The 19,632-nt window shown below is 60.3% G+C and carries 21 protein-coding genes; 11 read left to right on the forward strand and 10 right to left on the reverse strand.

The window, feature by feature from the left end; translation table 11 throughout:
- Window positions 1–25 precede the first annotated feature (25 nt).
- From RLCC275e_RS18885 to lysS, 3 genes are all read left to right on the forward strand, one after another.
- Window positions 26–775: a TerC family protein gene (locus RLCC275e_RS18885; protein ID WP_018072717.1), complete on the forward strand. Its 750-nt coding sequence runs from the start codon at window positions 26–28 to the stop codon at window positions 773–775.
- Window positions 776–1,021: 246 nt separating this feature from the next.
- Window positions 1,022–2,488, forward strand: coding sequence for a glutamate--tRNA ligase (gene gltX / locus RLCC275e_RS18890; protein WP_033179612.1), 1,467 nt, complete (start codon window positions 1,022–1,024; stop codon window positions 2,486–2,488).
- A 22-nt stretch (window positions 2,489–2,510) separates the two neighbouring features.
- Window positions 2,511–4,007 (forward strand): lysine--tRNA ligase, encoded by a 1,497-nt coding sequence (gene lysS / locus RLCC275e_RS18895; RefSeq protein ID WP_033179611.1) that lies wholly within the window; start codon window positions 2,511–2,513, stop codon window positions 4,005–4,007.
- Between the two features lie 168 nt (window positions 4,008–4,175).
- Here the strand turns inward: lysS and RLCC275e_RS18900 are convergent, their stop codons facing one another.
- On the reverse strand, window positions 4,176–4,928 hold the full coding sequence (locus tag RLCC275e_RS18900; RefSeq protein WP_033179610.1) for an SDR family NAD(P)-dependent oxidoreductase: 753 nt from the start codon (window positions 4,926–4,928) through the stop codon (window positions 4,176–4,178).
- 132 nt (window positions 4,929–5,060) lie between these two features.
- On the opposite strand from RLCC275e_RS18900, the gene RLCC275e_RS18905 reads away from it, so the two are divergent.
- Window positions 5,061–5,951, forward strand: a complete 891-nt coding sequence (locus tag RLCC275e_RS18905; protein ID WP_033179609.1) for an AraC family transcriptional regulator — start codon at window positions 5,061–5,063, stop codon at window positions 5,949–5,951.
- 11 nt (window positions 5,952–5,962) lie between these two features.
- On the opposite strand, the gene RLCC275e_RS18910 is transcribed toward RLCC275e_RS18905, so the two are convergent.
- On the reverse strand, window positions 5,963–6,691 hold the full coding sequence (locus tag RLCC275e_RS18910; protein ID WP_033179608.1) for a hypothetical protein: 729 nt from the start codon (window positions 6,689–6,691) through the stop codon (window positions 5,963–5,965).
- A gap of 178 nt (window positions 6,692–6,869) precedes the next feature.
- Between RLCC275e_RS18910 and RLCC275e_RS18915 the strand changes: the two genes are divergently transcribed.
- The 7 genes from RLCC275e_RS18915 (at window position 6,870) to RLCC275e_RS18945 (ending at window position 13,778) form a co-directional block, all read left to right on the forward strand.
- A complete protein-coding gene (locus tag RLCC275e_RS18915) occupies window positions 6,870–7,778 on the forward strand; it encodes a LysR family transcriptional regulator (protein ID WP_003552957.1) in 909 nt (302 codons plus the stop codon).
- Window positions 7,779–7,894: 116 nt separating this feature from the next.
- Window positions 7,895–9,055 (forward strand): ABC transporter substrate-binding protein, encoded by a 1,161-nt coding sequence (locus tag RLCC275e_RS18920; RefSeq protein WP_130712114.1) that lies wholly within the window; start codon window positions 7,895–7,897, stop codon window positions 9,053–9,055.
- A 210-nt stretch (window positions 9,056–9,265) separates the two neighbouring features.
- Window positions 9,266–10,252 carry an ABC transporter ATP-binding protein gene (locus RLCC275e_RS18925; protein ID WP_033179607.1) on the forward strand — a complete coding sequence of 329 codons (987 nt, stop codon included), beginning with the start codon at window positions 9,266–9,268 and terminating at the stop codon, window positions 10,250–10,252.
- On the forward strand, window positions 10,249–11,214 hold the full coding sequence (locus RLCC275e_RS18930; RefSeq protein WP_033179606.1) for an ABC transporter permease: 966 nt from the start codon (window positions 10,249–10,251) through the stop codon (window positions 11,212–11,214). Before RLCC275e_RS18925 ends, RLCC275e_RS18930 begins: the two co-directional genes overlap by 4 nt.
- Window positions 11,204–12,016, forward strand: coding sequence for an ABC transporter permease (locus RLCC275e_RS18935; protein WP_033179605.1), 813 nt, complete (start codon window positions 11,204–11,206; stop codon window positions 12,014–12,016). Before RLCC275e_RS18930 ends, RLCC275e_RS18935 begins: the two co-directional genes overlap by 11 nt.
- A 13-nt stretch (window positions 12,017–12,029) precedes the next feature.
- Entirely contained in the window at window positions 12,030–13,457 is a 1,428-nt protein-coding gene (locus tag RLCC275e_RS18940) for a gamma-aminobutyraldehyde dehydrogenase (RefSeq protein ID WP_033179604.1), read from the forward strand.
- Window positions 13,458–13,604: 147 nt separating this feature from the next.
- A complete protein-coding gene (locus tag RLCC275e_RS18945; RefSeq protein ID WP_003552965.1) occupies window positions 13,605–13,778 on the forward strand; it encodes a DUF1328 domain-containing protein in 174 nt (57 codons plus the stop codon).
- Window positions 13,779–13,907: 129 nt separating this feature from the next.
- On the opposite strand, the gene RLCC275e_RS18950 is transcribed toward RLCC275e_RS18945, so the two are convergent.
- The 8 genes from RLCC275e_RS18950 to RLCC275e_RS18980 all read right to left on the reverse strand — a co-directional run bounded on the left by RLCC275e_RS18950 (window position 13,908) and on the right by RLCC275e_RS18980 (window position 19,517).
- Window positions 13,908–14,078 (reverse strand): hypothetical protein, encoded by a 171-nt coding sequence (locus RLCC275e_RS18950; RefSeq protein ID WP_165418928.1) that lies wholly within the window; start codon window positions 14,076–14,078, stop codon window positions 13,908–13,910.
- Between the two features lie 40 nt (window positions 14,079–14,118).
- Window positions 14,119–15,495: a sensor histidine kinase gene (locus tag RLCC275e_RS18955; protein ID WP_033179603.1), complete on the reverse strand. Its 1,377-nt coding sequence runs from the start codon at window positions 15,493–15,495 to the stop codon at window positions 14,119–14,121.
- On the reverse strand, window positions 15,492–16,214 hold the full coding sequence (locus RLCC275e_RS18960; RefSeq protein ID WP_033179602.1) for a response regulator: 723 nt from the start codon (window positions 16,212–16,214) through the stop codon (window positions 15,492–15,494). The genes RLCC275e_RS18955 and RLCC275e_RS18960 overlap by 4 nt, the downstream gene beginning before the upstream one ends.
- 248 nt (window positions 16,215–16,462) lie before the next feature.
- On the reverse strand, window positions 16,463–16,741 hold the full coding sequence (locus RLCC275e_RS18965; protein WP_033179601.1) for a hypothetical protein: 279 nt from the start codon (window positions 16,739–16,741) through the stop codon (window positions 16,463–16,465).
- A gap of 194 nt (window positions 16,742–16,935) precedes the next feature.
- Window positions 16,936–17,427, reverse strand: coding sequence for a hypothetical protein (locus RLCC275e_RS34310; protein ID WP_033179600.1), 492 nt, complete (start codon window positions 17,425–17,427; stop codon window positions 16,936–16,938).
- Window positions 17,428–17,550: 123 nt separating this feature from the next.
- Window positions 17,551–18,000 carry a DoxX family protein gene (locus RLCC275e_RS18970; protein ID WP_033179599.1) on the reverse strand — a complete coding sequence of 150 codons (450 nt, stop codon included), beginning with the start codon at window positions 17,998–18,000 and terminating at the stop codon, window positions 17,551–17,553.
- 57 nt (window positions 18,001–18,057) lie between these two features.
- On the reverse strand, window positions 18,058–18,522 hold the full coding sequence (locus tag RLCC275e_RS18975) for a tetratricopeptide repeat protein (RefSeq protein WP_033179598.1): 465 nt from the start codon (window positions 18,520–18,522) through the stop codon (window positions 18,058–18,060).
- 20 nt (window positions 18,523–18,542) lie between these two features.
- Window positions 18,543–19,517 carry an MBL fold metallo-hydrolase gene (locus RLCC275e_RS18980; protein WP_033179597.1) on the reverse strand — a complete coding sequence of 325 codons (975 nt, stop codon included), beginning with the start codon at window positions 19,515–19,517 and terminating at the stop codon, window positions 18,543–18,545.
- Window positions 19,518–19,632: the final 115 nt, after the last annotated feature.

Here is a 19,632-nt window from a genome sequence, read left to right on the forward strand (position 1 = left end):
TGTGGCGCAAAAGGGATATATGCTGATGCAGGAAATCATGACGCTCATTCAGGATCCGGCCGCCTGGGTGGCGCTCATCACGCTGGTGGTGATGGAAGTCGTTCTCGGGATCGACAACCTGATCTTCATTTCCATTCTCACCAACAAACTGCCGCCCGAGCACCGCGAGAAGGCCCGCAAGATCGGCATAGGTCTTGCGCTCGTCATGCGTCTCGCCCTGCTCGGCACCATCGCCTGGATCGTGCAGCTGACCGAACCGCTGTTTGAAGCCTTCGGCCACGGTTTCTCCTGGAAGGATCTGATTCTGATTGCCGGCGGTCTGTTCCTCGTCTGGAAGGCCACCAAGGAAATCCACCACAGCGTCGATCCGGAAGATCACGGCGAGGACTTCATCGCAAGTTCGGCCACGACAGGCTTTGCATCGGCGATCGGCCAGATCCTGCTGCTCGACCTCGTCTTCTCCGTCGACAGCATCATCACCGCCGTCGGCATGACGCCGCATCTGCCGATCATGGTGGTCGCCGTCGTCGCCGCAGTCACCGTCATGCTTGTTGCCGCGACCCCGCTTGCCAACTTCATCGAGAGGAACCCGACGATCGTCATGCTGGCCCTCGCTTTCCTGCTCATGATCGGCACGACGCTGATCGCCGAAGGCATGGGCTTCCATGTGCCGAAGGGCTACGTCTACGCCGCCATGGCCTTCTCGGCGCTGGTCGAGGTGCTGAACATGTTCGCGCGCAACGCCCGCAAGCGAAAACGCGACGCCGCGCATTAGGGCTTTGGACAGGAGGGCGCGGCGGAACCGGCGCGCCCTCACGCATTGCCATCAGGCCGTTCCTGGCGTGTTTTTCTTGACGCGCCCGGTTGAATATGGCCTAAGGCCAGCCGAACGGACGATCGGCGGATAGTGCGGGCGCATGCCCTTTTTCCGGCCGGTTTGCCGATGAAGCTATCTGCATCCTTCCGGCCGTACGTCGCTTTCCCATGAAAGCCGTCCGGCATTCATTGACGGGCACACACAATGACAGTTTCCGGGACAGCCACCGGCGTCCGCGTCCGCATCGCTCCCTCGCCGACCGGCGAGCCGCATGTCGGCACCGCTTACATCGCTCTTTTCAACTACCTTTTCGCCAAGAAGCATGGCGGCGAGTTCATCCTGCGCATCGAGGATACCGATGCGACACGCTCGACCCCGGAATTCGAAACGAAGGTGTTGGACGCCCTGAAATGGTGCGGGCTGGAATGGAAGGAAGGCCCTGATATCGGCGGCCCCTACGGCCCCTATCGCCAGTCCGACCGCAAGGAAATGTACCAGCCTTACGGGCAGGAATTGCTGGACAAGGGCCATGCCTTCCGCTGTTTCTGCACACCCGCGCGGCTGGAGCAGATGCGCGAAACCCAGCGCGCCGCCGGCAAGCCGCCGAAGTACGATGGTCTCTGCCTCAACCTCACGGCCGAGGAAGTCACCTCGCGCATGGATGCCGGCGAGACGACCGTCATCCGCATGAAGATTCCGGCCGAAGGCTCATGCGACTTCACCGACGGCGTCTACGGCGATGTCTCCATTCCGTGGGATTCGGTCGACATGCAGGTGCTCGTCAAGGCCGACGGCATGCCGACCTATCACATGGCCAACGTCATCGACGACCATCTGATGAAGATCACCCATGTGGCGCGCGGCGAGGAATGGCTGGCTTCGGTGCCGAAGCACATACTGCTTTATCGCTATTTCGGTTGGGATCAGCCGATCTTCATGCATCTGTCGCTGATGCGCAATGCCGACAAGTCGAAGCTGTCGAAGCGCAAGAACCCGACCTCGATCTCCTATTACTCCGCGCTCGGCTATATCCCGGAAGCGCTGATGAACTTCCTCGGCCTGTTCTTCGTCCAGATCGCCGAGGGCGAAGAGCTTCTGACGATGGACCAGCTCTCCGAGAAGTTCGACCCGGCAAACCTCTCCAAGGCCGGTGCGATCTTCGACATTCAAAAGCTCGACTGGCTGAACGGCCGCTGGATCCGCGAGAAGCTCTCCGAGGAGGAATTCCAGACGCGTGTGCTGGCTTGGGCGATGGAAAACGACCGCCTGAAGGAAGGTCTACGCCTGTCGCAGACACGCATTTCCAAGCTCGGCGAGTTGCCCGATCTTGCCGGCTTCCTGCTGAAGTCCGATCTCGGCCTGCAGCCTTCCGACTTCGCCAAGATCAAGTCGCCGCCGGAAGAGATCCTGGAGATCCTCAACACCGTTCAGCCGGATCTCGAAAAGATCCTGGAATGGAATGTCGAGACGATCGAGGCGGAGCTGCGCGCGATCGCCGACCGCATGGGCAAGAAGCTGAAGGTCGTGGTCTCGCCGCTCTTCGTCGCCGTGTCCGGCTCGTCGCGATCGCTGCCGCTCTTCGATTCCATGGCGATCCTCGGCCGGTCCGTTGTGCGTCAGCGCCTGAAGCTCGCCTCGCAGGCGGTCGCCGCCCTCGTCGGCTCGAAGTAAGAACAGTCAGAGGATTTCGACAGTGGCTGACAACAAGACCGAAAACACCCTTTCCTCCGACGCGACGGAAGTGCGCGCCCAGAAGCTGAAGCTGCTGCGCGAGCAAATCGGCGAAGTCTATCCGGCGCATTTCCACCGCACGATGACCAATGCCGAGCTCATCGCGAAATATGAGAACCTGGAACCTGACGTCGAGACGCAGGATGTCGTCACTGTCGCTGGCCGCGTCTACTCGTCGCGCAACTCCGGCATGTTCATGGACATCCACGATGCCGGCGGCAAGATCCAGATTTTCAGTCACAAGGACACGACCCCGGAAGAAGCCCGCGCGCTGCTGCCGATGATCGACATCGGCGACATCATCGGCGTCACCGGTATCGTCCGCCGCACCAAGCGCGGCGAGCTGACGATCAACGCGCAGACGATCACCATGCTGACGAAGTCGCTGCTGCCGATGCCGGAAAAGTGGCACGGTCTCTCCGACATCGAGTTGCGTTATCGCAAGCGCCATCTCGACATTATGACCAACGAGGATTCGAAGCTCCGCTTCCAGCAGCGCTCGCAGATCCTCTCCGGCATCCGCCGCTTCATGGAAAATGACGGCTTCATGGAAGTCGAGACGCCGATGTTGCATTCGGTCTATGGCGGCGCCACCGCCGAGCCGTTCAAGACGCACCATAACACGCTGAAGCTCGACATGTACCTGCGCATCGCGCCGGAACTGTTCCTCAAGCGCACGCTGGTCTCGGGGCTGACCGACAAGGTCTTCGAGATCAACCGCAACTTCCGCAACGAAGGCGTCTCCACCCGGCACAATCCCGAATTCACCATGATGGAGTGTTACTGGGCCTATGCCGACTACGAGGACATCATGGACCTCGTCGAGCGGCTGTTCGAGAGCTTAGCGCTCTCCATTCACGGCGCGACGGAATTCCCCTTCGGCGACAAGACCATGTCCTTCAAGGGTCCGTTCAAGCGCGTCCCGATGCCCGACGCCGTCAAGGAAGCGACCGGCATCGACTTCCTCGCCATCAAGACCGATGAAGAGGCGCGCGCCGCCGCCAAGGCTGCCGGCTTTGCGGTCGAGAAGGATTGGACCTGGGGCGAATGCCTCGCCTTCATCTTCGAGGAAAAGGTCGAATCCACTCTGATCCAGCCATCGCATGTCACGCATTTCCCGAAGGACATTTCGCCCTTCGCCAAGGAAGTGCCGGGCGAACCGCGCCTGGTCGAGCGCTTCGAGACCTATTGCAACGCCTGGGAACTCGGCAACGCCTTCTCGGAGCTGAACGATCCCGAGGAGCAGCGCCGCCGCATGGTCGAGCAGCTCGAACAGGCGCATGCCCGCGGCGAAAAGGAAAAGCAGCTGGACGAGGAATTCCTCGACGCCATCGACCAGGGCATGCCGCCGGCAGGTGGCCTTGGCATCGGCGTCGACCGTCTCATCATGCTTCTGACAAATGCGCCGTCGATCCGCGACGTCATCCTCTTCCCGGCCCGCCGCAACAAAGCCGACTGAGAACCACATTCCTTAAAATGAAAAAACGGGGCGCCCGAAAGGACGCTCCGTTTTGTTTTAAGCAGACTGGTGAAAAACCGAGCCGATGAACCAAGATACAATGGTTTGGTCGATCACGGAATGACGTTATTTCGTTGGTTTTTGTTATGACCGAGTTCGTCGTCACACTCAGATCATGTAGCCGCCGGCGACCTCGATTGTCTGCGCATTGATCCATGCGCTGTCGTCGGACGCGAGCATGGCGATGACGCGGCCGACATCCTCGGCTTCGCCGATACGGCCGAGAGCCGTCTGTGAGGCAAGCAACGCGGCGAATTCTGGGTTCTTGTCCAGCGCAGCGTCGGCAAGATTGGTGCGGATAGGACCGGGCGAGATAGCATTGGCGCGGATCCCGCGATCGCCGAACTCCTTCGCCTGATAGCGGGTCAACGTCTCAAGTCCGGACTTGAGGGCTGCATAGGGCGCAACACCTGCTGTTGCGACGCGAACGGAAGCGCTCGTTACATTGAGGATCACGCCGCCATCGACCATCAGCGGCAGCAAGGCCTGCGTCAGGAAGAACGGCCCTTTCAGGTGGACATTCATCAGAGCGTCGAACTGGCCCGTCGTCACCGTCTCCATGAGATTGAACATGCCGAAACCGGCATTGTTGACGAGGCAGTCAAACGTATTCCGGCCCCAATAAGTGGAAAGCAGCCGTTTCACCTCCGCCACGAAGGCCGGAAAGCTGTCGGCATCACCGACATCGAGGGCAAGCGCAACGGCTTGACCACCGTCTGCCTTGATCGCGGCGATGACTTCATCCGCACCTGGCTTGTGGCTGTTATAGGTGAGGATGACACCCATGCCGCGCCTTGCGCATTCCTGCGCTGCCGATTGACCAATGCCACGGCTGCCGCCGGTAATGATTGCGATTTTCATCTCTGTCTCCTTTGCTTCGATGGCCGGAAGCTATGGGAAACAGCCGGCGTGCACTCCGCCGGAAACTGCCTCGTTCTTGCCTATTCCTGCTTTTGCCTTGCGCCGTGTCACTTGCTGGGTCAGGATTTCGTCATGCAGACAATGCTCGAAGAGATGCGCCACTTGACGGCCCACGCTGAAAACCGCCCGACGGAAACCGGCATACCCGGCATACTGATGGTCAAGGGGGAGATCCCCGAACACAAGCTGGGCGCCGTTTATGAGCCGATGGTCAACCTGATCCTTGATGGCAGCAAGACGCTGACGATCGCCGAGCAGGATTATTATTACGATCCAGCGAGCTACTTCGTGATATCGATCGATGTGCCGGCGACGGGCATGGTGCAGCAGGCAGGTCCCGACCGGCCCTATATCGGCGTCAGCCTATCGCTCGATCCGGCAAAGGTCGCAGCGCTTCTCCTGGATCTTCCGCCGCAATCCTATCAGGAGGGACAAAGCGGTGGCTATTCCGTCTGTCGCATGACGCCGGAACTTCTGGGTGCCTGGCTGAGGATGCTGCAACTCATGGAGCGCCCGCAGGATATCCCTGCCCTCGCCCCGGCCTACGAACGCGAAATCCTCTATCGCGTGCTGCAGGGACCGCAGGGCTGGATGCTGCGCGATATCGCAGCACCCGATAGCGCTCTGTCGCGGATGCGGCTCGCCATTCGCTGGGTTCGCGAGCACTATGCCGAAGCGGTCGAGGTCGAAAAACTCGCCGCCCTCACCGCCATGAGCGTCTCGGCCTTTCATCGCCATTTCAAGGCTGTGACGGCGATGAGCCCGATCCAGTTCCAGAAGCGTATCCGCCTGCTGCAGGCCCGCCAGCTTCTGATTTCCCAATCCGGAAACGCCTCCTCGGTCGCCTATTCGGTGGGCTACGAAAGCGTCTCGCAATTCACCAGGGAATATGCACGTTTCTTCGGCCGGCCGCCGGCGCGCGACGCCTCGCTGATGAGGGAAAATATCAGGCCTGCCGCCTGATGCTTTTTGGTTTAGTGCCCGCTCTTGGCCGGCGGTTCTTCTGCGGGAGCGTCTTCCGCTGGAGTGGCTGCATCCTTGACAGCCTGCTCCTGAGCAGACGGTTCCTTGGTCTCCGGTGCTGCGCCATGTCCACCGGCTGCTGCCTTGCCCTCACCCTTCGTGGAGCCAACCGCGACCGGGTCGACGCAATCCTCGGGGTCCTTGAAGGCGGCGCTGATCATGGCGACCTCGTCGAACGGCATCTCTATCCGCTCGCCGAAGAACAGCCCATTTTCACTGGCCTTGCCGTCATAGTAGCGCGCTGTATAGGCCTTGTCGTCGAGGCCGGGAACGGTCTTGTCGGGATGCGGGATATAGACGACATCGGCGCCGATCGCCCGGCCGCGAATGTCGGCGCGTAACGTCGGTCCGTTTTCGTCGAGCACCACCACCTGGACCAGATCCGGCTTCTGCGCGGCATAGACGGCCTGAGCGACACGAAGCGCAGTCTTGACGCGCGTCATCCCGTCGGTCGGTTCGGTCTTGATGTATTTGCGCACCCAGACGTGGTCCTGCTTGCGGATCGTCACCAGGTTGACGTCGCTGCATTCGAGCCCGTAGCCGCCACCGGCGGCACCGATCAGCCTGTCCTTGCCGACATAGACCGCCGCACCGCCGGACACGCCCATGAGAAGAGCGACTCCGCCGATGATGATTGCCAATTTCCGGGAAGGCCGGAAGATGCGCAGTAAGGCCTTCACGCCAACTGCTCCGCCATCTGAAACTCCAACGCAGGACAAGTGCTAAGAACGCTAAAGAAATGACGTTTCCGAAAGTTTAAGTGGGCGTGTGAAGCCTGCGCCATTTTGAGAAAACACCAAAAAAGGTCCGCTTTCCGGGCCGCTTGCCATGGCCTATTCCGCCATGCTCTAAACGCCCATGGCCTTCACGCTTCGCCAGGTTCAATATTTCGTCGCCGTCGCCGAACAGGGTTCGGTGACGCGCGCCGCACAGAACCTTTCGATCTCGCAATCCTCGGTGACGGAAGCGCTGAAGGAGCTCGAAACCGACCTCGGCGTCGCGCTCTTCGAGCGCCATCCGCGCGGCCTGACGATCACCCATAACGGCCACCAGTTCCTGCGTCACGCGACGAAGATCCTGGCCTCCGTCTCCGATGCACGGACCAGCTTTTCCGGCCAGCAAAGCGCCCTCTCCGGCACGCTGAACATCGGCGTCACCTCGCTTGTCGCCGGCTACGTCCTCTCCGACCTGCTGGCACGATATCGGCGCGCTTGTCCTGATATCGAGGTCAGCGCCATCGAGGACAATGGCGGTTACCTCGAACATCTCCTGGTCGGCGGCGAACTTGATGTCGCCGTGATGGTGATTTCGAACCTGCGCGACCGGATGGCGCTGCAGGCAGAAATCCTCGAAACCTCGCCCTATCGACTATGGTTGCCGATGGGCCACCCGCTGGTCTCGGCCGACATCATCTCGGTCGCCGACATCGCCCGCGAACCGCTGATCATGCTGACGGTCGACGAAATCGAGGAGAACACCGGCAAGCTGCTCTCAGCCCTCGGCGCCCGCCCGCATGTCGCCTTCCGCACCCGCTCGGTGGAGGCGGTGCGCAGCCTGGTTGCAACAGGCGCCGGCGTGGCCCTGCTTCCCGATCTCGTCTACCGTCCATGGTCGCTGGAAGGCGACCGCATCGAGAGCCGCGACGTCTCCGGTTCGCTGCCGGTCGTCCAGGTCGGCATGGTCTGGCGCAAGGGCTCCAGCCTGCCGCAGGCGGCGCGCGACTTCGTCGGCATCGCCGAAAGCTTGCGCTCCGGGCGAATCCGCTGATATCGGAATTTCCGATATCGCCTTTCTGATAAATGAATTTGCGAAAGCGGTTTTTTCGCGTCACCTTTTCATTCGGGAACAAACCGCCACAGAAGTGGCAAACCGGGAGACGGATGATGACGAATCTGTTGAAATCCTGCACGGCAGCGCTCGCCTGCCTGAGCTTCGCGACGCAGGTGATCGCCGCCGAACCGCTGAAGGCGCTCGGCAAGAGCGAAGGTGCGGTCAGCATTGTCGCCTGGGCCGGCTATATCGAACGCGGCGAAACCGACAAGAACTACGACTGGGTCACCGATTTCGAAAAGGAGACCGGCTGCAAGGTTTCCGTCAAGACCGCCGCCACTTCGGATGAAATGGTTTCGCTGATGAACGAAGGCGGCTTCGATCTCGTCACGGCATCGGGCGACGCCTCGCTCCGCCTTATCGCCGGCAAGCGTGTCCAGCCGATCAACACCGATCTGATCCCGAGCTTCAAGACAGTCGACGAGCGCCTGCAGAACGGACCGTGGTATACGGTCGGCGGCGTGCATTACGGCGTGCCCTATCTCTGGGGGCCGAATGTGCTGATGTACAATACCGATGCCTTCAAGGACAAGGCGCCGACCAGCTGGAACGTCGTCTTCGAGGAGCAGACACTGCCGGACGGCAAGTCGAACAAGGGCCGCGTCCAGGCCTATGACGGCGCGATCTACATTGCCGACGCCGCCATGTATCTGATGGCCCATAAGCCGGATCTCGGCATCAAGGACCCCTACGAATTGAACGAGGACCAGTACAAGGCCGCCCTCGACCTGTTGCGCGGCCAGCGCAAGCTCGTCTCCCGCTACTGGCACGATGCGATGATCCAGATCGACGACTTCAAGAACGAAGGCGTCGTCGCTTCCGGCTCCTGGCCTTTCCAGGTGAACCTGCTGCAGGCAGACAAGCAGAAGATCGCCTCCACCTTCCCGGATGAAGGCGTTACCGGCTGGGCCGACACCACCATGCTGCACGCCGACAGCGAGCATCCGAACTGCGCCTATATGTGGATGGAACATTCGCTGAAGTCCAAGGTCCAGGGTGACGCCGCCGCTTGGTTCGGCGCCGTTCCCTCCGTTCCCGCCGCCTGCAAGGGCAACGAACTGATGGGGGATAGCGGCTGCGCCACCAACGGCTTCGATCACTTCGACAAGATCAAGTTCTGGAAGACCCCGGTCGCCAAATGCGCCACGCAAAGCGAATGCGTGCCGTACCATCGCTGGGTGTCGGATTATATTGGCGTGATCGGCGGACGGTGAACCGGGCCGGTCCACTTGGGTAAAGTCCCTCCCCAACGCCTTCCCACAAGGGAGGGCCTTGAATGGCACCGTCGAATCCTGCCGAAACACCAAGGTATTTGCAAATGGGTACGGCAGGTTAAGCCCCTCCCCCTCGTGGGGAGGGGTTTGGGGCGGGCCGCATAAACCCAAGACCGCAGCCTCTCTAAAGCAAAGAAGCCGGAGCCCCCAATGACGTCAGCCGTCCGTTTCCAGCAGGTATCGCGCCATTTCGGCCAGGTTCGGGCCGTCGATGGCGTCGATCTCGAGATCGCACCCGGCGAATTCTTTGCGATGCTCGGGCCGTCCGGCTCCGGCAAGACGACCTGCCTGCGATTGATCGCCGGCTTCGAGCAGCCGACCGCGGGCCATATCCAGATCTTCGGCGAAACGGCCGACGGCGTTCCGCCCTATCGCCGCAACGTCAACACCGTGTTCCAGGACTACGCGCTCTTCCCGCATCTCAATATCCTCGACAATGTTGCCTATGGTTTGATGGTCAAGGGCGTCGGCAAGGCGGAGCGAATGAAGGCGGCAGGCGATGCCCTCGAACTCGTCAAGCTGCCGGGCTACGGCGCCCGCCGCCCCGGCCAGCTGTCCGGTGGCCAGCGCCAGCGCGTGGCGCTCGCCCGCGCGCTCGTCAACAAGCCTAGGGTGCTGCTGCTCGACGAGCCGCTCGGCGCTCTTGATCTGAAACTGCGCGAACAGATGCAGGAGGAGTTGAAGAGCCTGCAGCGCGCGCTCGGCATCACCTTCGTCTTCGTCACCCACGATCAGGGCGAGGCGCTGTCCATGGCCGACCGCGTTGCCGTCTTCAACGACGGCAACATCGTCCAGGAGGGCACGCCGCAGGATATCTACCGCCGCCCGAAGAACCGCTTCGTCGCCGATTTCGTCGGCTCGTCGAACGTCATTGCGCCTGATCTGATGGCCTCGCTCGGCGGCGAAAGACGCTGGGCAAGCCTTCGTCCCGAAGCAATCCGGCTGGCAGGCGAAGGCGTCGAGGCGCAGGTCGACAATGCGAGCTTCCTCGGCGCAGCCACGCGCCTCACCGTTGGCCTCCGGGGGGCGCGGCTGCATGTGATGCTGCCGGCCGGCGCAGATGTGCCTGTCGTCGGCGCCGGCATACGCCTTGGCTGGCAGCCCGGCGATATCCACTACATGGATGACGCGGCATGACGGCGATCTTCATCACCACCGATGAGGCGACATCGATTCTTCCCGGGCGCGGCGGCCTCTTCGGCCGGCTGTCCGATGCCTTCTGGCGGCACCCGAAGCTGCTACTCTTCCTGATGCTGACGCCGCCGCTGCTCTGGCTCGGCATCATCTATATCGGTTCGCTGCTCGCCCTGCTTCTGCAGAGTTTCTTTTCGATCGACGATTTCTCAGGCCTGGTGAATTACGAATTCACCCTTTCGACCTATGCGCAGCTTCTAAACCCGACGAATTTCGACATCATCATCCGCACTTTCGTCATGGCAGCGCTGGTGACCATCGCTTCCGCCTTGATCGCCTTCCCGATCGCCTACTACACAGCGCGTTATGCGCAAGGCAAATGGAAGGCGCTTTTCTATCTCGGCATCATGCTGCCGCTCTGGTCGAGCTATCTCGTCAAGATCTACGCCTGGAAGCTGATCCTCGCCAAGGAAGGCATCCTCACCTGGATCTTCGAGAAGCTGCATCTCTCCTGGCTGCTGGACGGCATCCTGAACCTGCCTGTTATCGGCGGCAATTCGCTCTCGGTGAGCTACCTCGGCACCTTCATCGTCTTCGTCTATATCTGGCTTCCCTATATGATCCTACCGACGCAGGCGGCCCTTGAGCGTGTACCTGGCAATCTGATCGAGGCCTCGGCGGATCTCGGCGCCACGCCGCGCCAGACTTTCCGCACCGTGCTGCTGCCGCTGGCATTGCCCGGCATCGTTGCCGGTTCGATCTTCACCTTCTCGCTGACATTGGGCGATTATATCATCCCGCAGATCATCGGCTCGTCCAGGCTCTTCATCGGTCAGGCGGTCTATACCCAGCAGGGAACGGCCGGCAACGTGCCGCTGGCCGCCGCCTTCTCCGTCGTGCCGATCGTCATCATGGCGCTCTATCTCTGGCTCGCCAAGAAACAGGGGGCCTTCGATGCGCTCTGACCTCAAGACATCGCCGCTTCCCCTGAAGATCGCAGCCGCCGGCGGGCTGCTCTTCCTGCACCTGCCGATCCTGCTGATCTTCGTCTACGCCTTCACGACGGACGAGAAGAGCTATCAGTGGCCGCCACCCGGCCTGACGGTGCAATGGTTCACTGTCGCCTGGAACCGGCCGGATGTCTGGTCGGCGCTCGGGCTTTCCGTGCAGGTCGCCGTCATCGCCACGGCGATCGCGCTGGTCCTCGGCACGCTCTGTGCCGCAGCCGTCAGCCAGACGAAATTCTTCGGCCGCGAGGCGATCTCGCTGCTGGTCATCCTGCCGATCGCCCTTCCCGGCATCATTACCGGCATTGCGCTCCGCTCCGCCTTCAGCCTGTTCGACATCCCGTTTTCGGTCTGGACCATCGTGCTCGGCCACGCCACCTTCTGCGTCGTCGTCGTCTACAACAATGCGGTCGCCCGCTTCCGCCGCACCTCTGCATCGCTGATCGAGGCCTCGATGGATCTCGGCGCCGACGGCTTTCAGACCTTCCGCCATGTCATCCTGCCGAATATCGGCACTGCCCTGCTCGCCGGCGGCATGCTCGCCTTCGCGCTGTCCTTCGACGAGGTCATCGTCACCACCTTCACCGGCGGCCAGCAATCGACCTTGCCGATCTGGATGCTCGAAGAGCTCATCCGCCCGCGCCAGCGCCCAGTGACCAACGTGGTCGCCATGGTCGTGGTGCTCGTCACCTTCCTGCCGATCCTGGCAGCCTATTACCTCACCCGCGACGGCGACCAGATCGCCGGCGCCGGCAAATAACAGGGAGAACATCATGGATATCCAAATGCTGATCGGTTCCCGCTTTGAAAAAGGCACGGAAACGGAAGAGCACGTCCTGAACCCCAAGACGGGCGAGACGGTGCTGGACCTTGCCGAAGCGTCGCTTTCCCAGGTCGACGCCGCCGTCGACGCCGCCGAAAAGGCCTTCACGAGCTGGTCGCAGACGACGCCTGGCGAGCGGTCCGGCTACCTGTTGAAGATCGCCGACGCGATCGAGAAGGATGCCGCCGGCTTTGCCGCACTGGAGGCGCTGAATTGCGGCAAGCCGATCAATGCCGTGTTGAACGACGAAATCCCGGCGATCGTCGATTGTTATCGCTTTTTTGCGGGCGCCGTGCGCAACCTGCACGCACCGGCGGCCGGCGAATATCTCCCCGGCCACACCTCGATGATCCGTCGCGATCCAATCGGCATCGTCGGCTCGATCGCGCCGTGGAACTATCCGCTGATGATGATGGCCTGGAAGCTGGCGCCGGCGATCGCCGGCGGCAATACCGTGGTCTTCAAGCCCTCGGAGCAGACGCCGCTGACGGCGCTGAAGATGGCGAAACTGCTTTCCGAAATCCTTCCCGAGGGCGTCGTCAACGTCATCCTCGGCCGCGGCGAAAGCGTCGGCAATGCGCTGATCAATCATCCGAAGATCGGCATGGTTTCGATTACCGGCGATGTCGCGACCGGCAAGAAGGTGCTGCAGGCCGCTGCCAAGACAGTCAAGCGCACCCATCTGGAACTCGGCGGCAAGGCCCCGGTCATCATCTTCGACGATGCCGATATCGATGCCGTTGTGTCAGGCATCCGCACCTTCGGCTATTACAATGCCGGCCAGGATTGCACGGCCGCCTGCCGCATCTATGCCGATGCCAAGGTCTACGACAATTTCGTCGCCGATCTCTCCTCAGCCGTCTCGAGCATCCGCTTCAACCAGGCCGACGATACCGAAAACGAGATCGGCCCGCTGATCTCCAAGCGCCAGCGCGACCGCGTCGAGAGCTTCGTCGCCCGCGCTTCCGAACACAAGCACATGGAGATCACCGCAGGCGGCAAGGTTTCCGGCGACAAGGGCTTCTTCTTCACCCCGACCGTCATTGCAGGCGCCCTGCAGGACGACGAGATCGTCCGGCGCGAGGTCTTCGGCCCGGTCGTCTCAGTCACCCGTTTTTCCGATGCCGATGACGCCGTTGCCTGGGCAAACGATAGCGATTACGGCCTGGCCTCCTCCGTCTGGACCAAGGATATCGGCCGCGGCATGAAGACCGCCGCCCGCCTGCAATATGGCTGCACCTGGATCAACACGCATTTCATGCTGGTCAACGAGATGCCGCATGGCGGCCTCAAACAGTCGGGCTACGGCAAGGATATGTCGGTCTACGCGCTGGAAGATTACACGGCGGTGCGCCACGTTATGATCAATCACGGCTGATCGTCGGGAAAGGAACGCTACGAAATTCAACGCAATGCCCATCAGGCACCGGGAGGGTGCTCGACACAGATCGCCATTCCATTCAAGCGACCTGGAACATTTTTCCGGTTACCGCGTCTTTCTCAGGCAAACGCAAAGGATGATGTCATGCTGAAATGGGCTCTGATATTTTTCGTGATTTCGATCATCGCCGGCTTCTTCGGTTTCTCGGGTGTCTCCGCAGCGACCGCGACGATCGCCCGCGTTCTTTTCGGCATCGCGCTGGTGATCTTCCTGATCTTCCTTGTCCTTGCGCTGATGGCCGGCCAGGCGATCCTATGAGCGGTCGCGGAGCCGCTTGAAGACATCGAGGCCGCATCACTTCTGCATGCGGCCCTTCCTCTCTGTTGTCGAACGTCTCGGCCAGTTCGGCCGTACATGGAACATGGCCAGGTCTTTTGCTCCTATCGCCTATTTCAACTCGGCAAGCAGAGCATCGGCACCCTTGCGGACGCCCACCATGGAGGCGTCGATCGCCGTGAAGCTTGAGCCGATATTGCTGGCGCCGGTTTTATGGAATTCGAATGTTGCTGTGTTTGCTATGATATGAGGAAATGTTCGCGAGCCGTCCTTTGCTGCCAAGGCAGCGCGATGCGTGACGACGCCACGACGGGCAGGTAAGTCAATGTGATGAAGGGATCGACGGCGAGCCTCCGGGCTGGATCCCCTGAGGGGCGGGAAGATCGATCACGACGACCAGGCCGGTTGGCTTCCTGTCCAACAACGTCAATTGTCCATTGTGCGCTTTGGTGACAATTCCTTTGGCGATTGGAAGGCCGAGCCCAAGCCCGGAACCACCTTTGGCACCGATCTGGCGGGATTTATCCACTTTGAAGAACGGCTCCAGAACTTTCGCCTTGGCCTCATCGGTCAAACCAGGGCCGTTGTCGCCCACCGATATTTTGATCCCGCCATCGTCGCTCTCTTGCAGATCGATTTCGACCTGCTTTGCATAACGAGATGCATTGTCGACCAGATTGGTAATTGCCCGAGTAAGGGCTTGAGGTTTGCAGATAAACGCCAGCCGCCGCGGACCGGTAAAGCTCACATCGATGCCCATGTCGGAGAAGTCTGTCGCAATCGTCTGCAGCAGGCTTGAGATATCGACCTTTCGATCGGCCTCCGCAGTGGATGCATCTTTGAAAAAGGCCAGGCACTCGTCGATCATGAAACTCAAAGTGGCGATATCGGCCAGCATCAGGCTGCGAAGCTCGGGCTCGCCGGAACGCTCGGCACGCATCCGCAATCTCGTCAGGGGTGTCCTGAGATCATGGCCCACGCCACTCAGCATTCTTGTTCGATCCTCCGCCATGCTCCGGATTCGATTGCTCATGACGTTCAGCGATTCCGCCAGACTTCGAATCTCGGATGCGCCGTCCGGCTCGAAAGGCTGTTCCCAGCTGCCCTCCATGCTCGCTCGCTTTGCGGCGGCGGCAAAGTGCCTCAGAGGTTCGGTGATAAGCCAGCTGCTGAAATATGCGAGCAGCACCAATGGGATGACGATTTTTAAAAATCCGCTCGCCGCGGCTGGAACAAACCAGACATAGCTGGGAAAAACCGGCAGTTGAAAGACAAGCGCGCGCTTGTCGTCGATTCCGACAGTCAGCACATCAGGGTGTGATTGACCGATGGCGAAGCGATGAAATGCCGCGAAAATATTGTCGGCGAGCATTGTGTTGATGCGCGCCACCAGCTCGCGTGGAGAAACCATCTGCCGTTTGCCGGCAAGCGGCCGGTCCAGCGACAATTTTTCGACCTCAACGCCGAGCGCTGCTGCTCTCTTGAGAACGGCGACTTCGTCTTGCTCTGAACTTGTCTGGGCAAATTGCTCCGCGACCATCTCCGCTCTGGCAGCAAACAGGCCGTTTTGAAACCCGCGATCATGACGGCCGTAGATAAAGGGCTCCATGGCGGTCGCCACGACGGAAACGAGCACGACAAGGAAGGTCGCCAATATGAGGATCTGGCTTTGGATCGAAGCTCGCCGGAAATTTCTCAAGAGAGACGCTCTACCTTGGATGCGAAGAGATAACCGCCCAGCCGCACCGTCTTTATGAACGTCGGATCTTTCAGATTGGGTTCGATCTTTTGCCTGACCCGGCTGATGTGGGCGTCGATGCTGCGCTCGACCGGCCCCGCTGATCCGGCATGTGTCATCGACAAGAGCTGTTCACGCGTCAAAACCTTGTTGGGATTGCAGCAGAAGGCCAGGAGGATATCGAACTCCGCGGTTGTCATGGAAACCTGCGCTCCGTCGGCGTCGTGGAGTTGACGGCTTTTTGGATCGATGCGCCATCCCGAAAACATCATCGGTCCAAGTGCTTCCTCCTGATGATGAGCATATGACGCTCTGCGGAGAATACTTTTGATCCGGGCCAGCAGCTCGCGGGAGTTGAATGGTTTCGTGACATAGTCATCGGCTCCGAGCTCCAGGCCGAGAATGCGGTCGATATCCTCCTGGAGCGCCGTCAGCATCAGGATTGGCACCGAGCACGACGCACGAAGCCGCCTGCAGATGCTGAAGCCGTCCTCGGCCGGCAACATCGCATCGAGGACGACGAGATCGAATTGCTGTCGCGCCATCATTCGATCCATAGCCGCGCCGCTCTCCACCGACGAGGCCTCGAAGCCGCTGCTTCGAACAAGGTCCACCAGCATATCTGCGATGGCGGGATCGTCTTCGACGATGAGGATATGAACCTGATTGGGAACTGCCATTTCTTATGCCGTCATCATTCGTTCTCTTGCCGGGAGATGTCTCTCGGCGCGAAATTACCACGTTTCACCGTGTCTAGGTCAGGCGGCCTCGGCCACTGTCAACCGCAGTGGTTAATCTCCCCAGCGTTCAGACACCACACGATCTGTCGCCGCCGACACATCTCCGCCCTCAGGATATCAAGTGTCGTGCAATGCTATATTCGATAATGTTGAGATATGTTGCGGGATTTCAGATACGGAGTCCGCCGTCAAAACTGCCTTTCGGGGTCACCGCTGACTTCCACATGCTCACCTTGGATTGCGCTATCGATGATGACGGTGGCGATGAAACACATTCGAATGACCAGCAGGCAAAAGAACACCAGCGAGACGACCGCAGTCGTGTAATGCTTAAATGCCGAGCGCTTCGGCAGCCGTGCGGTCAGTCTATCGAGGATGTGTCTGGCGAAACGACCGAGCGCCACCAGCAGGAATAACGCCGTGATGATATATCCGCTCGCTGACGCTGCCCCGATCAACTGAAACATGAGAAGACACCCGCACCAAGTAAGAAGTTCTGGTTTCGGAATGACGCTTTCAAGCCGATGAAACCCGGCAGAAAGATGCCCATAGGATCCGTCCGGAACGTTGCGCAGCGTGGAGAGCCGGAGAGACGGGGCACGGTCATCGAGATCTGAACCGGGTGAAGACCGGTCCGTCGGGGATGAGAATGCGCCCACGTCTAATCGGCCCGTTCTGCGCCGGGCGCGGCGCGGCGACTTAACAGAAGGGATGTGGCGGCGCGCCACCGGGATGCCTTCGCCGTGCTTGCAATCACTGTCTCGTTTGCGGCCGGACGTCTTCGGACTGCACTAACCCTGCCTGTCCTTGACACCGTGAGGGCCGTTATCCTTCTCAGAAATGCGTCGCTGTCGAACTCCTTCGAGGAGCGGACGGACTTCGTGGCCGACTGGACAGTATGGAAGAACACCTCCAGGTTGACGACCGGTATCGGCTTGATGTTTCGGACCATGTCGATATCCGATCGCATCGTTACCGCCAGAAAATATCGGTCCGAACGCAAGGCGTCGAAGAGCTCCGGCACCGAGGACACGGCCGCCGCGACATATCCGCTCTCATTCAATTTCGAGACGATGTCGCAGGCAGCGTCTTTTCCGAGAAAGACGAGAATTGGCTTTTGCTGATTGTTTTGCGCGGAAGACATCACTGGCACACTCCTGACCTGTCGCCAAAAGTGTAGCCCGCATCGACGCTTCTGTTTGTTCGGTTTTATTCGGTTTTATTGCGCCACTGAGGGCTCGTGAAATTCATCGGGCCTTCGGATTTCGGAGCGCATTCAGGACAACACCGCCCTGAGCCAAGGATGCATTCTGTTTGTTTGCTTTCTCAGCAGCTTGTCGATCGATATCGATCCCGCACCCGAAACCGCCAGGACGAACATGCCGCCGGCAATCGCCAGGTCCTTCTCGAAATGCAGCAGCTCGTTCTGGCTCTCAAAATTCGTGTGAAAGAGCAAGGCGGTCGCCAGACAGAAGAGCGCCAGCGCCAGTGCGCCAAGCCGGCTGAGGAGCCCTGTCGCAACGGAAAGGCCGGCGCCGATCTGAAGGGCAATGGTGGCAAGCGCGACCGGTGCCGACAGCCCCAGTTTCGCGAAAGTGTCGATGGTCGCGGTGACATCTGCCGCGAGTGACCAACCTTCGTGCAGGAAGATCAGCGACAGCAGAAGCCTGCCGAGGAGAAGAATGAGATCGGCCAGTCGAGGCCGGCTTGACGCGTTTTCCATCATACCCTCCAGTTAGAAGAGCAGGCGGCTCTCCCGCCTGCTCTTGCGTTCATATGCTTGTCAATTGCCGCCCTTGGCCGCGATGACCTTTTGCAGGTCTTCGAGTTCGTCGCAGCCGCTCGGACAAAGTTGCTTCAGCGATGACACCTGCTCCTCCGCCTTGGCCATCTCGCCCGTCTCGACATAGAGTTCGCCGAGATATTCACGCGCCGCCCTGTGATCTGGCTGCAGCTCTAGCGCCTTAGTGTAGTAGGTCAGCGACGTTCTGTAGTCGCCCGTCTTGCGCAGCGTATATCCCATCAGATTATAGACATCCGCCTGCTGGTTGTCTTCGGCAAGGCCGCGAAGCTCTGCCAACGCACCAGCATAGTCCTTGGCATCGATCTTGGCGCGCACCGAGGTCAGGTCGGGAGCGTCGGTCGATTGCATGTTGTCGACGGCAAAGGCGGGAAGCGCCGTCACCGCGGAGAAGCCTGCGGATATAGCGCAAAGCCAGATGTATCCGAGAATTGCATATTTCGTCATGGTGATCTCCTTTCGGCCTTTCAGGCCTGGATTGTCGGCGTGAAGCCATAGGCGCTTCCGTCCTTGACAAAGGTGCCGGAGCCAGGGAATGGGAAATGTGAGCCGCAAATCGCGATATTGTCGGCAATGATGCGGTCGATAAGACGGCGGCGCGTGTCGATGGCCGTCGGCCCATCCTGGTCGTAGCTGCCCTGCCATTCAGGATGGGGTGCGAGCAGCGCCGGCACATACATGATATCGGCCGAGACGAGCAGTTGCTTGCTGCCGGAGGCGACAAGATAGGTCGAATGGCCGGGCGTGTGGCCGGGCGCGGCGACAAGCTGCACGCCGGGTGCGACTTCAGCGCCATCGGCGACGAGCTTCCAGTTCTTCCATTTCGGAAAGACCTCGGCGATGCGCTTGCCTGCCGGCTTGCGGCCTTCGGCAAGCTTTTCGACGCGGCCGGGCGCGGTCCACCAATTGTATTCGTCGGCATTGACGATGAGCTCGGCATTCGGGAAGACGGGATTGTTAGTGCCCTTTTCCATCAGTCCCCAGACATGGTCGGGATGGAAATGCGAGATCATGATCGTATCGATCTTCTCGTAGTCGATCCCCGCCGCGGCCATGTTCGCCGGCAGATGGGTGGCATTTTCCTGCCACTGGCCGACGCCCGAGCCGGCATCCATCATGATCAGGCGGTTACCGAGCTTCAGGACCACGACAGTCAGCGGGATCGGCATGAACTCGGTGGTAAGCCCGGCTTTCGATAGCGCCTCCTTGGTATCCTCGATCGAGGCATTCTTGATGAAGGCCGGGTCATGCGGCTTTCTCCAGATGCCATCGTAGATTGCCGTGACCTCGACATCCCCGACTTTGTATTTGTAGAAGCCGACCATCGGCTCCAGCGGTGTTGCGGCAAGCGCCGGCATGACGAATTCGAGTTTCGACGACAGACCGAATGCAGCCGCCGCGGCAGCCGATCCCAGGACGGCGCGACGTGACATGGTAAACATGAATATGCCTCCTCTTGTTGATGGCATTTCTGGTGGCGAAGACCGCAATTGTTCAAATGTCCTCGCTGACGAACTAGATCGCCGGCGGGGAACGCTTATTCCCGGTGTCGGGCGT

Source organism: Rhizobium brockwellii, from assembly GCF_000769405.2.
Taxonomy (GTDB): Bacteria; Pseudomonadota; Alphaproteobacteria; order Rhizobiales; family Rhizobiaceae; genus Rhizobium; species Rhizobium brockwellii.

What these genes read in the sequence shown, in the direction of transcription:
- RLCC275e_RS18905 (WP_033179609.1), top strand. Translation starts at nt 5,061, where the DNA reads ATGCAGACAATGCTCGAAGAGATGCGCCACTTGACGGCCCACGCTGAA.
- RLCC275e_RS18935 (WP_033179605.1), top strand. Translation starts at nt 11,204, where the DNA reads ATGCGCTCTGACCTCAAGACATCGCCGCTTCCCCTGAAGATCGCAGCC.
- RLCC275e_RS18960 (WP_033179602.1), bottom strand. Translation starts at nt 16,214, where the DNA reads ATGGCAGTTCCCAATCAGGTTCATATCCTCATCGTCGAAGACGATCCC.
- gltX (WP_033179612.1), top strand. Translation starts at nt 1,022, where the DNA reads ATGACAGTTTCCGGGACAGCCACCGGCGTCCGCGTCCGCATCGCTCCC.
- RLCC275e_RS18885 (WP_018072717.1), top strand. Translation starts at nt 26, where the DNA reads ATGCAGGAAATCATGACGCTCATTCAGGATCCGGCCGCCTGGGTGGCG.
- RLCC275e_RS18920 (WP_130712114.1), top strand. Translation starts at nt 7,895, where the DNA reads ATGACGAATCTGTTGAAATCCTGCACGGCAGCGCTCGCCTGCCTGAGC.
- RLCC275e_RS18970 (WP_033179599.1), bottom strand. Translation starts at nt 18,000, where the DNA reads ATGATGGAAAACGCGTCAAGCCGGCCTCGACTGGCCGATCTCATTCTT.
- RLCC275e_RS18980 (WP_033179597.1), bottom strand. Translation starts at nt 19,517, where the DNA reads ATGTTTACCATGTCACGTCGCGCCGTCCTGGGATCGGCTGCCGCGGCG.
- RLCC275e_RS18975 (WP_033179598.1), bottom strand. Translation starts at nt 18,522, where the DNA reads ATGACGAAATATGCAATTCTCGGATACATCTGGCTTTGCGCTATATCC.
- RLCC275e_RS18930 (WP_033179606.1), top strand. Translation starts at nt 10,249, where the DNA reads ATGACGGCGATCTTCATCACCACCGATGAGGCGACATCGATTCTTCCC.
- RLCC275e_RS18940 (WP_033179604.1), top strand. Translation starts at nt 12,030, where the DNA reads ATGGATATCCAAATGCTGATCGGTTCCCGCTTTGAAAAAGGCACGGAA.
- RLCC275e_RS18900 (WP_033179610.1), bottom strand. Translation starts at nt 4,928, where the DNA reads ATGAAAATCGCAATCATTACCGGCGGCAGCCGTGGCATTGGTCAATCG.
- RLCC275e_RS18965 (WP_033179601.1), bottom strand. Translation starts at nt 16,741, where the DNA reads ATGTTTCAGTTGATCGGGGCAGCGTCAGCGAGCGGATATATCATCACG.
- RLCC275e_RS18925 (WP_033179607.1), top strand. Translation starts at nt 9,266, where the DNA reads ATGACGTCAGCCGTCCGTTTCCAGCAGGTATCGCGCCATTTCGGCCAG.
- RLCC275e_RS18945 (WP_003552965.1), top strand. Translation starts at nt 13,605, where the DNA reads ATGCTGAAATGGGCTCTGATATTTTTCGTGATTTCGATCATCGCCGGC.
- RLCC275e_RS18915 (WP_003552957.1), top strand. Translation starts at nt 6,870, where the DNA reads ATGGCCTTCACGCTTCGCCAGGTTCAATATTTCGTCGCCGTCGCCGAA.